Here is a 13,571-nt window from a genome sequence, read left to right on the forward strand (position 1 = left end):
CGTCGTTCCCCTCCTGCGTACAGCGGGCCCGCTGTACGGTGGTGTGCATGTCGAGACACGTCACCATCCGCCTGGACGAAGAGTTCCACGAACGCCTCAAGGCGCGCGCGGCGGCGCTGGGAACGACGGTCACCGCGCTGATCACCGAGGTCACGGAACGCGAACTCGACGACGACCGGAAGAACTTCCTTTCCGGCATAGAGGAGTTCGCGGACCACTGGGGCTACTTCCAGGAGCGGTTCGGCAATTGAAGATCACCATGGAGTGGGCCTGGACCGCTCTGGCCCACCATCTCCCGTCCGATCCCGCCGTGTGGGACCCCTCCGGGGTGGCCGCCGCGGTCGCCCGGCACCAGAACGACCTCGTGCTGGTGCCCGAGCAGCCCGCCCCGGACACCGCGTGGCGGGCCGCCGCGTTCCTGCACACCCTTGCGGTGTGCCCGGCGCTGGAATCCCCGATGAACGAGTTCTACGCCGCCGCCGCGACCCGCTCGTACCTGCGCGTGGCCGGGGCCAAGCAGCTGCCCTCGCCGGAGGAGCTCGGCGATCTGGTCGAGGCGGCGAAGCTGGGGCGCGCGGACATCGGGGCGGTCGCCGAGGAGCTGCGGGCCCGTATCCAGGACCCGCAGCTGCCCGACGAGACGGTCAGAAAGTGATCTTCCAGCTGTTGATGTAGCCGACGTCCTGCCCGGCCACGTCCTTGACCTGGAGCTTCCAGATCCCGTTGGCGACCTCGCTCGACGCGTTGACCGTGTACGAGGCGATGACGTTGTCGGCCGAGTCCGAGCTGGAGGAGTTCTTCAGCCGGTAGGCCGTCCCGTCGGGCGCGAGCAGGTCGATCACCAGGTCACCGCGGTAGGTGTGGACGATGTTCACGTCGACCTTGGTGGTGGCGGGCGCGTTGCCGGTGACGCCGGACACCGTGATCGGCGAGGTCACCGCGGCGGCGGGGGAGTCCGGGATCGACACGTCCGCCGTGTTCTCGAAGGACGGGCCCGGCGGGACCGTCGTGGCCGCCCCGAGGGTCCAGACCGCGTAGGCGATCGCGTCGGCGTTGCGGTCCAGAGCCGTGTCGTTGATGTTAGCCAGCGAGTCGCAGGAGGAGTGGTAGCACCGGTCGAAGGCCTGACCGGAGGTGCCGCCCCACTTCTGTGCCTGGGCCGCCGTCTTGGTGTAGTCGGCGCCGGAGAACAGGCCGCCGACCGGGATGCCCGCGTTCTTGAAGGGGGCGTGGTCGGAGCGGCCGTCGCCCTCGGTCTCGATCTCGGTCGCGATGCCGAGGCCGGCGTAGTAGTTCTTGAAGGTCTGCTCGATGGTCGGGTCGTCGTCGTAGACGAAGTAGCCCGGGTTCGGCGAGCCGATCATGTCGAAGTTCAGGTAGCCGGAGATCTTCGCCTTCTCGGCGGCCGGCAGGTTGTTGACGTAGTACTTCGAGCCGATCAGGCCCAGCTCCTCCGCGCCCCACCAGCCGAAGCGCAGGTGCTTCGTCGGCTGCAGGCCCGCACGGGAGACGGCGAGCGCGGTCTCCAGGACGGCTGCGGAACCGGAGCCGTTGTCGTTGATGCCGGCGCCGGCGGTCACCGAGTCCAGGTGTGAACCGGACATCAGGACCGAGTTGGGGTCGCCGCCCGGCCAGTCGGCGATCAGGTTGTAGCCCGTGGCGCCGCTGGAGGTGAAGGTCTGCAGGGTGGTGGTGAAGCCCGCCGCGTCGAGCTTGGCCTTCACGTAGTCGATCGAGGCCTTGTAGCCGGTCCGGCCGTGGGCGCGGTTGCCGCCGTTGTTGGCGGCAATGGTGGAGAGCTGCGTGAGGTGGGCCTTGACGTTGGCCAGCGGGATGTCGGGCGGTGTCGGTGCCGCGGGGGCCGCCGTGGGGGTGGCGAGCGCGGCAGGAGTGGTGGCGGCGAACAGGCCGGCGACCGCGAAAGCGGTCACGGCAGCAAGGCGCCGTGAGACGGACAGGCTCATGTGGGGGCTCCGGGGATTCCGCGGGGATTTGACGGAACTGGCGGTATAGAGCAGGTGAGCGATAGTGCGTCTGTGCGAGCCTGATGTTCAGCGAGAGTATGACTGTCCGTCAAGACCAGATTTCGGTCAGGGGAGTTCGGAAAACGGACGATCCCCGGTACGGGTTTCCGTACCGGGGATCGTGGGAGCCGGGTGAGCGCTGCCCGGGAGTCCTACGCGGGCTCGCGCGCCGGTGTCACGGCGGGGGCCGGCGCCATGGCGAGCGCTGCCCGGGAGCGACGGGACGTACGCAGCGCGTCCCAGGTCAGGACGGCGAGGGCGGCCCACACCAGGGAGAATCCGGCCCAGCGCTCGGGCGGCATCGCCTCGTGGAAGTAGAGGACGCCGAGCCCGAACTGGAAGACCGGGGCCATGTACTGGAGGAGCCCGAGGGTGGACAGCGGGACCCGGATCGCCGCGGCCCCGAAGAACACCAGCGGGATCGCGGTGACCAGCCCGGTCGCGGCCAGCAGGAGCGAGTGGCCGACGCCGTGCGAGGCGAAGCTGGACTGGCCCTGCGCGCCCAGCCACAGCAGGTAGCCGAGGGCGGGCAGGAAGAGTACCGCCGTCTCGGCGGTCAGCGACTCCAGCCCGCCCATGTTGAGCTTCTTCTTGATCAGCCCGTACGTCGCGAAGGAGAAGGCCAGGATCAGCGAGATCCACGGCGGCCGCCCGTAGCCGATGGCGAGCACCAGCACGGCGATGAAGCTGATGCCGACCGCCGCCCACTGTGCGCGGCGCAGCCGCTCACCGAGGACCAGTACGCCGATCGCGATGCTGACCAGGGGATTGATGAAGTAGCCGAGGCTCGCCTCGACGACCTGGCCGTTGTTGACGGCCCAGATGTACAGGCCCCAGTTCACGCTGATCACCGAGGCGGCCAGGGCGGTAAGGCCGAGCTTGCGCGGCTGGTGGAGCAGCTCCCGCACCCAGCCCCAGCGGCGCAGCGCGAGCAGGGCCACCCCGACCACGGCCAGGGACCACACCATGCGGTGGGCGAGGATCTCGACGGCCCCGGAAGGCTTGAGCAGCGGCCAGAAGAGGGGGACGAGCCCCCACATCCCGTATGCGCCGAATCCGTAGAGCAAACCCGTGCGCTGCTCGTTCTCCGCCTTCACGGGGCCTCCTGTACGACTTCAAGCCAACTTGACGACGGTATCGCCGGAGGGGCCGGATGTCATGCCCGTTTCCGGGAGATACTCATGACATCTGCTGGGGGTTGCGTGGCGGCCTCAGGCCAGCGCGGCGGCGATCGCCTCGGCCACCGGGGTCGTCGGCCGCCCGATCAGGCGCGCCAGGTCGCCGCTGGTCCCCGCCAGCCGGCCGCGCGCGATCGCCGCGTCAACGTCGACGATGATCGCCGCGAAGCCCTCGGGGACCCCGGCGCCGGTCAGGACCGACAGGTGCTCCGCCGCCGGCACCTGCGCGTACGCGATCTCCTTGCCGGTCTGCGCCGACAGCTCGGCCGTGTACTCCGCCAGGCTCCACGCGGTGTCGCCGGAAAGCTCGTAGACCCGGTTCAGGTGTCCCTCGCCGGTGAGCACCACGGCAGCGGCGGCCGCGTAGTCGGCCCGCGCCGCGGAGGCGACCCGGCCCTCACCCGCGCTGCCGACGACCGCGCCGTGCTCCAGGACGCTGGACAGGTTCCCGGTGTAGTTCTCGTGGTACCAGCCGTTGCGCAGGAAGGTGTACGGGATCCCGGAGTCGAGGATGGCCTGCTCGGTGGCCCGGTGCTCGGCGGCCAGGTCGAAATCGGCCTCGGGGCCGCCGAGGATGCCGGTGTAGGCGAGCTGCGCCACGCCCGCTGCCTGCGCGGCCTCCAGTACGGCGGTGTGCTGTGCGACGCGGCGGCCGATCTCGTTGCCGGAGATCAGCAGGACCCGGTCGCCGGCCCGGAAGGCGGCGGACAGCGCGGCCCGGTCGTCGTAGTCGGCCACGCGTACCTCGACCCCGCGCTCGGCCAGGTCGGCGGCCTTCTCCTCGTCGCGGACGACGACGGCGACGCGGTCGGCGTCGACGCGGGCCAGCAGTTCCTCGACGACGAGGCGGCCGAGGGCTCCGGTGGCTCCGGTGATGACGATGCTCATGAGTGCTCTCCTCGCTGGACGGTATCGCCACCCTACGGTAAGCGCTAACTTTTTGAAAGCGCTAGCTGTCGGGGGGTATGCCGAAGCCCGGATCTCCTGGGAGATCCGGGCTTCGCTTCGTGCGGGAGAGCGGTGGCGCCGCCTGGTGTCAGCCGACGATCGTCCAGGTGTCGTTGCCGGTCAGCAGGGTCGCGAGGTCACCCTTGCCGTTGCGGTCGATGGCCGTGTCGAGCTGCTCGGACATGAGCGTGTCGTAGACGGGCCGTTCGACGTCGCGGAAGACACCGATGGGCGTGTGGTGCAGGGTGTCGGGGTCGGCGAGGCGGGACAGCGCGAAAGCGGTCGTCGGGCTGGCGCCGTGCGCGTCGTGGACCAGGATCCGCGACTCGTTCTCCGGAGTGACCGCGACGACCTGCAGGTCGCCGGTGGCGGGGTCCCGTACGACGCCCTTGTTCCCGTCCGCCCCGAAGCGGATCGGCTGCCCGTGCTGCAGCGGGATCACGGCCTCTTGCGCCTGGTCCTTGTCCTTCAGGGCGTCGAAGGCCCCGTCGTTGAAGATGTTGCAGTTCTGGTAGATCTCCACCAGCGCCGTCCCCTGGTGGTCGGCGGCCGCGCGCAGCACCTCGGTGAGGTGCTTGCGGTCGCTGTCCACCGCCCGCGCCACGAAGGAGGCCTCCGCGCCGATCGCCAGGGACACCGGGTTGAAGGGCGCGTCCAGGGAGCCCATCGGCGTCGACTTGGTGATCTTGCCGATCTCGGAGGTGGGGGAGTACTGCCCCTTGGTCAGACCGTAGATCCGGTTGTTGAAGAGCAGGATCTTGAGGTTGACGTTCCGCCGCAGGGCGTGGATGAGGTGGTTTCCGCCGATGGAGAGGGCGTCGCCGTCACCCGTGACGACCCACACGGAGAGGTCGCGCCGGGACGTGGCCAGGCCGGTGGCGATGGCCGGGGCGCGGCCGTGGATGGAGTGCATCCCGTAGGTGTTCATGTAGTACGGAAAACGGGAGGAGCAGCCGATGCCGGAGACGAAGACGATGTTCTCCTTCGCGAGGCCGAGCTCGGGCATGAAGCCCTGGACGGCCGCGAGCACGGCGTAGTCACCGCAGCCGGGACACCAGCGGACCTCCTGGTCCGACTTGAAGTCCTTCGCCGACTGCACGCCCTCGGCCTTCGGCACCAGCGACAGCAGGGTGGGGGCGTCGGTCACCTCAGTCATTGATGGCCTCCTCGAGAACATTCGCGAGCTGCTCCGCCTTGAACGGCATTCCGTTGACCTGGTTGTACGACTCGGCGTCGACCAGGTATTTCGCCCGGATCAGGGTTGCGAGCTGCCCGAGGTTCATCTCCGGCACCACTACCTTTTCGTAACGCTTCAGGACCTCTCCGAGATTCCCCGGGAAGGGGTTGAGGTGGCGCAGGTGCGCCTGCGCGATGGGGTGTCCGGCCGCGCGCAGACGGCGCACCGCGGCGGTGACGGGGCCGTACGTGGAGCCCCAGCCGATGACGAGGGTGCGCGCGCCGTCCGGGTCGTCGACGTCGAGGTCGGGGACCTCGATGCCGTCGATCTTGGCCTGCCGGGTGCGGACCATGAGGTCGTGGTTGGCGGGGTCGTACGAGATGTTTCCGGTGCCGTCCTGCTTCTCGATCCCGCCGATGCGGTGTTCGAGGCCCGGGGTGCCGGGGACCGCCCACGGGCGGGCCAGGGTTTCCGGGTCGCGCTTGTACGGCCAGAACACCTCGGTGCCGTCGGCGAGGGCTTGGTTGGGCCCGGTCGCGAACTTGACCTTGAGGTCGGGCAGGTCGGCGACGTCGGGGATCTTCCAGGGCTCGGATCCGTTGGCGAGGTAGCCGTCGGAGAGCAGGAAGACCGGGGTCCGGTAGGTGAGCGCGATCCGGGCCGCGTCCAGCGCCGCGTCGAAGCAGTCCGCGGGGGTGCGCGGCGCGACGATGGGGACGGGGGCCTCGCCGTTGCGCCCGTACATCGCCTGCAGCAGGTCGGCCTGCTCGGTCTTGGTGGGCAGTCCGGTGGAGGGCCCGCCGCGCTGGATGTCCACGATCAGCAGCGGCAGCTCCAGGGAGACGGCCAGGCCGATCGTCTCGGACTTCAGCGCCACACCCGGGCCGGAGGTGGTGGTCACGCCCAGGGACCCGCCGAAGGCGGCTCCGAGGGCGGCTCCGATGCCGGCGATCTCGTCCTCGGCCTGGAAGGTCCGTACCCCGAAGTTCTTGTGCTTCGACAGTTCGTGCAGGATGTCCGAGGCCGGGGTGATCGGGTACGAGCCCAGGTAGAGCGGCAGGTCGGCCTGCTGGGCGGCGGTGATCAGCCCGTAGGACAGGGCCAGGTTCCCCGAGATGTTGCGGTAGGTGCCGGTCGGGAAGGCCTGGCTGGCGGGGGCGACCTCGTAGGAGACCGCGAAGTCCTCTGTCGTCTCCCCGAAGTTCCAGCCCGCCCGGAACGCGGCCACGTTCGCCTCCGCGATCTGCGGCTTCTTCGCGAACTTCTGCCGCAGGAACTTCTCCGTACCCTCCGTCGGCCGGTGGTACATCCAGCTCAGCAGGCCCAGCGCGAACATGTTCTTGCTGCGCTCGGCCTCCTTGCGGGACAGCCCGAAATCCTTCAGCGCCTCGACGGTGAGGGTGGTCAGCGGGACCGGGTGGAGGTTGTACGCGGCGAGGGAGCCGTCCTCCAGCGGAGAGGTCTGGTAGCCGACCTTGGCCATGGGGCGCTTGGTGAACTCATCGGTGTTGATGATGATCTCCGCGCCGCGCGGAACGTCGTCGATGTTCGCCTTCAGGGCGGCCGGGTTCATCGCGACCAGCACGTTCGGGGCGTCACCGGGCGTGAGGATGTCGTGGTCCGCGAAATGCAGCTGGAAGGACGACACGCCCGGCAGGGTTCCGGCAGGGGCGCGGATCTCGGCGGGGAAGTTCGGGAGCGTGGACAGATCGTTGCCGAACGACGCCGTCTCCGAGGTGAAGCGGTCACCGGTGAGCTGCATACCGTCACCGGAGTCGCCGGCGAATCTGATGATCACGCGATCGAGCCGACGGATTTCCTTGCCACCCGGACTCGCCGGGGTGCGCTGTCCACCGACAACCGCACCCCCAGCCCCGTCGGCCTGCTCGGCCGGGCTACTGACCTGGCTGGTCACTGAACTGGACCTCCTTCGAGGCGTGGGCACCCCCAGAACCAACCCTACGTCGGTCGGCGCTCAGGGGGCGGCCACATTCTGGACCGTTGGACCGCCCATCGAGACGGCCCGACCGGTATGCCATATCTGACAGAGTGTCAGTCGATCAAGATTTCAGGTAGGTGAGAACGGCCAGTACACGCCGGTGATCCCCGTCACTCGGCGACAGGCCCAGCTTCATGAAGATGTTGCTGACGTGCTTCTCCACCGCTCCGTCACTCACGACCAACTGCTTCGCGACGGCGGAATTGGTACGGCCTTCGGCCATCAGGCCGAGCACCTCGCGCTCGCGCGGGGTCAGACCCGCCAGCACGTCCTGCTTGCGGCTGCGGCCGAGCAGCTGGGCGACGACCTCGGGGTCCAGGGCGGTACCGCCCCGGGCCACCCGTACCACCGCGTCCAGGAACTCCCGGACCTCGGCCACCCGGTCCTTGAGCAGATACCCCACCCCCGTGCTGGAACCGGCCAGCAGTTCGGTGGCGTACTGCTCCTCCACGTACTGGGACAGCACGAGCACGCCTATCCCGGGGTGGTCGCGCCGCAGCTGTACGGCGGCACGTACTCCTTCGTCGGTGTGCGTCGGCGGCATCCGCACGTCGGCCACCACCACATCCGGCAGCGCGTCCTGCGCCGCCAGCTCCGCCACCGTCTTGATCAGGGCTTCCGCGTCCCCGACGCCGGCCACGACGTCATGCCCCCGGTCGGTCAGCAGCCGGGTCAGGCCCTCACGTAGCAGCACCGAGTCCTCGGCGATGACCACCCGCACCCTGTCGTTCACGATTCAGCAGCTCCCGCGTCCACTCGTTACCGCACTCCCTGGCACAGCCAAGCATCCCAGCCTCAAGGCCGGATCAAGGCAGGGCCGGACCAACGAGTGGGCGTACGGGGGGAGTTTTCGAACACGGGAGGGGAGCCGGGAGATGCCGGGGCGCCCGCCGGGGCGTACGGACACGCCCACCGGGACGTGCCGGGGACGTGCCGGGGCGCCCGCCGGGGGCGTCGGGCACGCCCACCGGGACGTGCCGGGGCGCCTGTCGGGACGTGCCGGGGCGCCCGCCGGGACGTGCCGGGGACGTCTTCCGGGGATGGACGGGGGCGCCTGCCGGGGACGTACGGGGACGTGCCGGGGCGCCTGCCGGGGACGCCTGTCGGGGACGTACGGGGGCGCCCGCCGGGACGTGCCGGGGACGCCTGTCGGGGACGTGCCGGGGACGTACCCGGACGCCTGCCGGGGACGTGCCGGGGACGCCTGTCGGGGAGCGTACCGGGACGCCTGTCGGGACGTGCCGGTGCGCTTGTCGGGGACGTACCGGGGCGCCTGCCGGGGACGTACGGGGACGCCTGCCGGGTGCCGGGGCGTCTTCCGGCAGGCGTCCGGAGGCTCGCTAGGACCGCCAAGGGAGCTCGGCGGTCACCGTGGTCCCCACCCCGACGGGGGAGTCGACGACCAGCACCCCGTCCACGGCGTCCAGCCGCTCGGCCAGCCCCGCCAGCCCCGTCCCGGCCCCGGCCGCCCCGGCGCTCGCCCCGCCCCGGCCGTCGTCGGCGACCTGGACCAGCAGCCGCTCCCCGGACTTCCACACCTCCACGCTCGCGACCCGCGCCCGCGCGTGCTTGCTGATGTTCTGCAGCAGCTCGGAGACCGTGAAGTACGCGATCCCCTCGATCGACGCCGCCGGCCGGGCCGGGAGATCCACGGTCACCCGTACCGGAACGGCGCACCGCGAGGCCACCGAGGACAGCGCCGCGTCCAGACCCCGGTCGGTCAGTACCGCCGGGTGGATGCCCCGGGCCAGGTCGCGCAGCTCCTGGAGGGCGATCTTCACCTCACCGTGGGCCTCGTCCACCATGCGCGCGGCGGCCCGCGGATCCTCCGTGGCCTTCTCCTTGGCCAGCCCCAGATCCATCGCGAGGGACACCAGCCGGGCCTGCGCCCCGTCGTGCAGATCGCGCTCGATGCGCCGCAGATCGGCGGCTGCGGTGTCCACGACCACGCCCCGGTCGGACTCCAGCTCGCTCACGCGGCTGTCCAGCCGGGACGGCCCGAGCAGCCCGCCGACCATGACCCGGTCGACTGTGGTCAGGGCCCGGATCACCCAGGGGGTGGCGAGCGTGAAGGCGAGTCCGACAAGACAGGTGAGGGCGATCTCCACGGGCGAGTCCAGGAAGAAGGAGTAGCCGTCGTTCTGGAAGAGCTGGAGGCCGGGCTGGTCGGTGAAGGCGGGGAAGACCCAGAACCAGACCGGGTACAGGAGGTAGGCCCACCCTGCCGCCCAGAACGTCAGTGCCACACAGAAGCTGAACACCGCCCACGGGAAGTGGATCACCGAGTACAGCGCGTGCCGCCAGGCGCTCCCGCTCTTGAGCAGCGCCCCCATCGCGGAGAGGGGGCCGCTCTTCCTGGCCCGGATCGGCGCCGGATCGGCGATGGCGGTCCCGAGCAGGCCGCGCACCCGGGCCCGCTCCAGGTGGCCGAACCCGCGGCACATGGCGAGCACGCCGGCGAGGACCGGGACCCCGAGGAAGGTGACGAGCAGCCCGGCGCCGAGGCTCAGGCCCGTGAGGGCGAGCGCGAAGTACAGGATGCTCAGCGGCAGCCCGATCAGCAGGTACCCGAACTCGCGCCAGGTCCGCCGTTCGACAGGGGCCCGCAGCACCGCGCCGATCCCACCGCCCGTGTCCATGCCGTTGCCCATGATCCCGACCCGCCCTTCCCGTCTCCTCGTTACCCCACCACCCTGTCGCCTGCTCCCGACGCGAACCATGCGGCGGGTCGGTCTCCCGGAAGGGGGGTTAACCCCACCCCGGGGCCCCGGGGCGTTTCGGCCTCGCCTGGGGGAGGGGCTGGGGAGGGCCTGGGGAGGGGCTGGGGGCGCAGCCCCCGGAAACGGCGCCGCACCCGGACGTGCGACGGGACCCCCGCCCACCCGGACGGGGGTCCCGATCTGAAACGAGGGGCCCGGCTACCTGAAAGCGAAGGCCCGGCTACGCGCGGTCGCGCCACGGCAGCTCCGCCGTGACCACGGTCCCCTCCCCCTCGGGAGAGTTCACGACGAAGATCCCGTCCACGGCGCCCAGCCGTTCGGCCAGCCCCGCCAGCCCGCTCCCGCCGGAGGTACTGGCCCCGCCCCGCCCGTCGTCCGACACACGGATCAGCAGCCGCGGCCCCGCCCGCCACACCTCCACGCTCGCGCCCTGCGCCCGCGCGTGCTTGCTCACGTTCTGCAGCAGTTCCGACACCACGAAGTACGCGATGCCCTCGATCGCCTCCGCCGGCCGCGCCGGCAGGTCCACCGCCACCTTCACCGGCACCACGCACCGCGCCGCCACCGACGACAGCGCCGCGTCCAGCCCCCGGTCGGTCAGCACCGCCGGATGGATCCCGCGCGCGAGGTCCCGTAGCTCCTGGAGCGCCAGCTTGACCTCCCCGTGGGCCTCGTCGACCATCGCCGCCGCGCCCTCCGGGTCCTCCAGCAGCTTCTCCTTCGCCAGGCCCAGCCCCATCGCGAGCGCCACCAGCCGGGCCTGCGCGCCGTCGTGCAGATCCCGCTCGATGCGCCGCAGGTCCGCGGCGGCGGTGTCGACGACCACGCCCCGGTCGGACTCCAGCTCCGCGATCCGCCGCTCCAGCTCGTCGGACGGCGACAGCAGCCCCCGCACCATCGCGCGGTCCGCGTTCGCCAGCAGCCGCACCACGTACGGCAGCACCGGCCACAGCACGAACAGCCCGCTCAGCGCTACCGTGAAAGTGAGCAGCCCCCACGGGAGCCGGACCAGCTGGTACAGCACCGTCCGCCAGCCGACCGGGTCCTTGATGCTCGTCCACAACCAGGGGAAGAACCCGCCGGCCCGCCGCGGGCCGGGAATCGGCGTCGGCTCGTCCACCCGTACGCCCAACAGCACCCGGGCCCGCGCCCGGTCCAGCCGTCCCAACTGCCGAGACAGATAGAGACCACATGCGAGCAGCGGAAGTCCGACAGCGGTCACGGACAGCACGCCCGTGCCCGCAACCATGACAACTGCGTAAACGAATCCGACGATCGCCAGCGGCAAATTGCTGACCAGATAGGCGATCTCCTTCCACGTCACGGCGCTGAAGACGGCGCGGACGGGCGGAGGCCGGTCGTTGTCGGGGATGGCCTGGCTGGTGGTCATGCGGGACAGCCTGCCAAGTACCGTCCGCTCATGCCATGGGGTGGCCGGGGTGCTGTGAACGGGGGATAACCCCACCCCGTGTGAGGCAGGCCCTAGACTCCCGCGTGTAACAGATCGTCGACAGTGACCGAGGAGCGAGGAACGGACGTGCCTGAACCAACGGTATCGACCGTAACCGTGCTCGCGGCGGACTACTTCCGGAGTTATTCGGTCGTCGGCCTGCTGGCGCTCATCGGGGTGCTCTTCGTGGCCGTGGCCTTCGGCGCCGGCCGCCTGCTGCGGCCCGCGGTCCCGACCCCCGAGAAGCTGCTGACCTACGAGTGCGGCGTGGACCCGGTCGGCGAGGGCTGGGCGCACACCCAGGTCCGCTACTACGTCTACGCCTTCCTCTACGTCATCTTCGCCGTCGACTCGATCTTCCTGTTCCCGTGGGCGACGGTGTTCGGCGCCGCCGGTTACGGCGCCACGACGCTGGTGGAGATGTTCATCTTCCTGGGCTTCCTGGCCGTCGGCCTGCTCTATGCGTACAAGAAGGGCGTCCTCGAATGGACGTGACACCGGAGCCCGTGATGCTCCCGGAGCCCAAGCGCCTGGGAGTGCTCTCCCGCCTCGCCCCGGAACCGATGAAGGTGGTCCTGAACTGGGGCCGCCGGTACAGCCTGTGGGTCTTCAACTTCGGCCTCGCCTGCTGCGCGATCGAGTTCATCGCCGCGTCGATGGCCCGCCACGACTTCATCCGCCTCGGCGTCATCCCCTTCGCGCCCGGGCCCCGGCAGGCCGACCTGATGATCGTCTCGGGCACGGTCACGGACAAGATGGCCCCGGCCGTGAAGCGGCTCTACGAACAGATGCCGGAGCCGAAGTACGTCATCTCCTTCGGCGCCTGCTCCAACTGCGGCGGCCCGTACTGGGACTCGTACTCGGTCACGAAGGGCGTCGACCAGATCATCCCCGTCGACGTCTACGTGCCGGGCTGCCCGCCGCGCCCGGAGGCGCTCCTCCAGGGCATCCTCAAGCTCCAGGAGAAGATCGCCCGCGAGTCGCTGGCGGACCGCTACGCGGCGGGTCCGTCCGTGGCCCAGCTGACGAGCGGCCTGGTCACACCCCCTGGGGCCGGCGCGTGAACCTCTACGACTCCCTTCCCGACGCGGCGCCGGCGGTCTTCGGCGAAGAGGCCGTGGGCTCGTCCTCGTACGACGTCCTGACGGTGGACGTCCCGGTCGGCTCCTGGATCTCCTCCCTGGAGATCGCCCGGGACAAGCTGGGCTGCACGTACTTCGACTGGCTGAGCGCGGTGGACGAGCCGGGCACCGGCTTCCGGATCTGCGCGCACGTCGTCTCGCTGGAGAACCACCGGGTACGCCGCCTCCTGCTGCGCACGACCGTCCCGCACGCCGTTCCCTCCCTCCCCTCGGCGGTCGCCGTGTACGCGGGCGCGGAATGGCACGAGCGCGAGACCTTCGAGATGTTCGGGGTCGTCTTCACCGACCACCCGCACCTGGTCCACCTCCTCCTCCCGGAGGACTTCGAGGGCCACCCGCTGCGCAAGGACTTCGTCCTGGCCGCGCGGGTCGCCAAGGCCTGGCCCGGTGCCAAGGAGCCGGGCGAGGCCCACGATCCGGATGCGCCCAAGCGCCGCCAGATGCTCCCGCCGGGCGTCCCGGACCCCAACGACTGGGGCCCGATGAAGGGCCAGCTCCCGCCGGCCCCCGCCCGCCCGGCCCGCACCCCGCGCGCCGCGGGCGCGGCCGCACGGACCCCACGCGAGGGCGCCCCGGCGCGCCGGACCCGCTCGGTCGCGGACGGCTCGGCCACCCAGCCGACGGACGCCTCGGCGACGGAGGCCCCGCCCCGCCCGGCCCGCCGCACCCGCTCGGTCGCGGACGGCTCGGCGAGCCAGACCGCGCCGGAGGCCCCGGCGACGCCAGCGACCCCAGCCGCGCCGGAGGCCCCGGCCGCGCCGGAAGGCGAAGCTCCGCGCCCGGCCCGCCGGACCCGCTCGGCGGCCGACGGCTCGGCGAGCCAGGCCGCACCGGAAGCCCCGGCTACGCCGACGACCCCGGCCGCGCCGGAGGCCCCGGCTACGCCGACGACCCCGGCCGCGCCGGAGGCCCCGGCTACGCCGACGACCCCGG

At 71.0% G+C, this 13,571-nt stretch carries 13 protein-coding genes; 5 read left to right on the forward strand and 8 right to left on the reverse strand.

The genetic code is table 11. The features are described from left to right. The first annotated feature begins 47 nt into the window (after positions 1 to 47). Positions 48 to 251 carry a ribbon-helix-helix domain-containing protein gene (locus tag ACFYOB_RS29845; protein WP_251055898.1) on the forward strand — a complete coding sequence of 68 codons (204 nt, stop codon included), beginning with the start codon at positions 48 to 50 and terminating at the stop codon, positions 249 to 251. Then, complete coding sequence (locus ACFYOB_RS29850; RefSeq protein WP_388564839.1) at positions 248 to 655, forward strand: hypothetical protein; 408 nt, start codon at positions 248 to 250, stop codon at positions 653 to 655. The genes ACFYOB_RS29845 and ACFYOB_RS29850 overlap by 4 nt, the downstream gene beginning before the upstream one ends. On the opposite strand, the gene ACFYOB_RS29855 is transcribed toward ACFYOB_RS29850, so the two are convergent. The 8 genes from ACFYOB_RS29855 to ACFYOB_RS29890 all read right to left on the reverse strand — a co-directional run bounded on the left by ACFYOB_RS29855 (position 645) and on the right by ACFYOB_RS29890 (position 11,436). Then, on the reverse strand, positions 645 to 1,964 hold the full coding sequence (locus tag ACFYOB_RS29855) for a M28 family peptidase (protein ID WP_388564842.1): 1,320 nt from the start codon (positions 1,962 to 1,964) through the stop codon (positions 645 to 647). The genes ACFYOB_RS29850 and ACFYOB_RS29855 overlap by 11 nt on opposite strands. A 212-nt stretch (positions 1,965 to 2,176) precedes the next feature. Beyond that, entirely contained in the window at positions 2,177 to 3,121 is a 945-nt protein-coding gene (rarD, locus tag ACFYOB_RS29860) for an EamA family transporter RarD (RefSeq protein WP_388564844.1), read from the reverse strand. Positions 3,122 to 3,235: 114 nt separating this feature from the next. After that, complete coding sequence (locus tag ACFYOB_RS29865; RefSeq protein ID WP_388564846.1) at positions 3,236 to 4,090, reverse strand: SDR family oxidoreductase; 855 nt, start codon at positions 4,088 to 4,090, stop codon at positions 3,236 to 3,238. A gap of 148 nt (positions 4,091 to 4,238) precedes the next feature. Next, a complete protein-coding gene (locus ACFYOB_RS29870; protein WP_388564849.1) occupies positions 4,239 to 5,306 on the reverse strand; it encodes a 2-oxoacid:ferredoxin oxidoreductase subunit beta in 1,068 nt (355 codons plus the stop codon). Next, on the reverse strand, positions 5,299 to 7,242 hold the full coding sequence (locus ACFYOB_RS29875; protein ID WP_388564851.1) for a 2-oxoacid:acceptor oxidoreductase subunit alpha: 1,944 nt from the start codon (positions 7,240 to 7,242) through the stop codon (positions 5,299 to 5,301). The genes ACFYOB_RS29870 and ACFYOB_RS29875 overlap by 8 nt, the downstream gene beginning before the upstream one ends. Before the next feature lie 145 nt (positions 7,243 to 7,387). Next, positions 7,388 to 8,047: a LuxR C-terminal-related transcriptional regulator gene (locus ACFYOB_RS29880; protein ID WP_388564925.1), complete on the reverse strand. Its 660-nt coding sequence runs from the start codon at positions 8,045 to 8,047 to the stop codon at positions 7,388 to 7,390. A gap of 619 nt (positions 8,048 to 8,666) precedes the next feature. Beyond that, positions 8,667 to 9,965 (reverse strand): sensor histidine kinase, encoded by a 1,299-nt coding sequence (locus tag ACFYOB_RS29885; RefSeq protein ID WP_388564853.1) that lies wholly within the window; start codon positions 9,963 to 9,965, stop codon positions 8,667 to 8,669. Positions 9,966 to 10,266: 301 nt separating this feature from the next. Next, positions 10,267 to 11,436, reverse strand: coding sequence for a sensor histidine kinase (locus tag ACFYOB_RS29890; RefSeq protein WP_388564856.1), 1,170 nt, complete (start codon positions 11,434 to 11,436; stop codon positions 10,267 to 10,269). A gap of 147 nt (positions 11,437 to 11,583) precedes the next feature. Here ACFYOB_RS29890 and ACFYOB_RS29895 point away from each other — a divergent pair, with 147 nt between their 5' ends. The 3 genes from ACFYOB_RS29895 to ACFYOB_RS29905 all read left to right on the forward strand — a co-directional run. Continuing rightward, positions 11,584 to 11,991, forward strand: coding sequence for an NADH-quinone oxidoreductase subunit A (locus ACFYOB_RS29895; RefSeq protein ID WP_388564858.1), 408 nt, complete (start codon positions 11,584 to 11,586; stop codon positions 11,989 to 11,991). Continuing rightward, a complete protein-coding gene (locus tag ACFYOB_RS29900) occupies positions 11,982 to 12,560 on the forward strand; it encodes an NADH-quinone oxidoreductase subunit B (protein WP_388564861.1) in 579 nt (192 codons plus the stop codon). The genes ACFYOB_RS29895 and ACFYOB_RS29900 overlap by 10 nt, the downstream gene beginning before the upstream one ends. Further along, a partial coding sequence (locus ACFYOB_RS29905) for an NADH-quinone oxidoreductase subunit C (protein WP_388564864.1) occupies positions 12,557 to 13,571 on the forward strand: 1,015 nt, incomplete at its 3' end. The genes ACFYOB_RS29900 and ACFYOB_RS29905, both read left to right, overlap by 4 nt.

The organism is Streptomyces sp. NPDC006463 (assembly GCF_042870715.1).
Lineage (GTDB): Bacteria > Actinomycetota > Actinomycetes > Streptomycetales > Streptomycetaceae > Streptomyces.

Coding starts and splice junctions, on each gene's coding strand:
- ACFYOB_RS29845 (WP_251055898.1), top strand. CDS start 48: ATGTCGAGACACGTCACCATCCGCCTGGACGAAGAGTTCCACGAACGC.
- ACFYOB_RS29855 (WP_388564842.1), bottom strand. CDS start 1,964: ATGAGCCTGTCCGTCTCACGGCGCCTTGCTGCCGTGACCGCTTTCGCG.
- ACFYOB_RS29865 (WP_388564846.1), bottom strand. CDS start 4,090: ATGAGCATCGTCATCACCGGAGCCACCGGAGCCCTCGGCCGCCTCGTC.
- ACFYOB_RS29870 (WP_388564849.1), bottom strand. CDS start 5,306: ATGACTGAGGTGACCGACGCCCCCACCCTGCTGTCGCTGGTGCCGAAG.
- ACFYOB_RS29885 (WP_388564853.1), bottom strand. CDS start 9,965: ATGGACACGGGCGGTGGGATCGGCGCGGTGCTGCGGGCCCCTGTCGAA.
- ACFYOB_RS29890 (WP_388564856.1), bottom strand. CDS start 11,436: ATGACCACCAGCCAGGCCATCCCCGACAACGACCGGCCTCCGCCCGTC.
- ACFYOB_RS29900 (WP_388564861.1), top strand. CDS start 11,982: ATGGACGTGACACCGGAGCCCGTGATGCTCCCGGAGCCCAAGCGCCTG.